Source organism: Ruegeria sp. AL12 (genome assembly GCF_056540885.1).
This window is the reverse complement of record NZ_JBQFXN010000084.1, coordinates 1-900: the sequence shown is the minus strand read 5'-3', so window position 1 is coordinate 900 and position 900 is coordinate 1. Positions and strand designations below refer to the sequence as shown.

Genomic DNA, 900 nt, shown 5'->3' with positions numbered 1-900 from the left:
GTTGTGGTCCTTTGCGCTCTGCATGGCCATCGTGGCCATGCTGGTGATGCAACCCGATTTCGGTCAGGCCTGCCTGATCCTGTTCGGCTGGGGCGTCATGTATTTCGTAGCCGGGGCCCCGATGCTGCTGTTGCTGGGCATGGCCGGTGTTGTCGTTCTGGGCGGGATGCTGGCCTATTCGAATTCTGAACACTTTGCCCGCCGCATCGACGGCTTTCTGAATCAAGAGGTCGATCCGACCACCCAGCTTGGCTATGCAACCAACGCCATCCGCGAAGGCGGGTTGTTCGGCGTCGGCGTGGGGGAAGGGCAGGTGAAATGGTCACTGCCCGATGCCCATACCGATTTCATCATCGCCGTCGCGGCCGAGGAATACGGCCTGATCCTCGTCATGATCATCATTGCGCTGTATGCGCTGATCGTCGTGCGCTCGCTGCTGCGGCTGATGCGCGAACGCGACATGTTCATTCGTCTGGCCGGTACCGGTCTGGCCTGCATGTTTGGCGTTCAGGCGATGATCAACATGGGTGTTGCGGTGCGTCTGCTGCCCGCCAAGGGCATGACTTTGCCGTTCGTCAGCTATGGCGGCTCGTCCCTGATTGCTGGCGGTATTGCCGTTGGCATGCTGCTGGCCTTCACCCGAAACCGCCCACAGGGCGAACTAGGCGATATTCTGCGCGGACGAGGATAATGGGGAACCCTTACCTGTTGATTGCGGCTGGCGGCACCGGGGGCCATATGTTCCCCGCTCAGGCGCTGGCCGAGGCGATGCTGCACAAGGGCTGGCGTGTGCGCCTGTCCACCGACCCGCGCGGTGCGCGCTATACCGGTGGCTTTCCCCATTCGACCGAAATTGTCGTGGCGTCCTCGGCCACCTTCGCCCGTGGCGGTCTGGCGGCA

Annotated in this window: 2 protein-coding genes; both read left to right on the top strand. The window is 62.3% G+C overall.

From position 1 onward, the window contains the following. The coding region (locus ACR0C6_RS21500) for an FtsW/RodA/SpoVE family cell cycle protein (RefSeq protein ID WP_480621148.1) at positions 1-691 on the top strand (691 nt) is incomplete at its 5' end. Continuing rightward, on the top strand, positions 691-900 hold a 210-nt coding region (locus ACR0C6_RS21495; protein WP_480621146.1), incomplete at its 3' end, for a glycosyltransferase. The genes ACR0C6_RS21500 and ACR0C6_RS21495, both read left to right, overlap by 1 nt.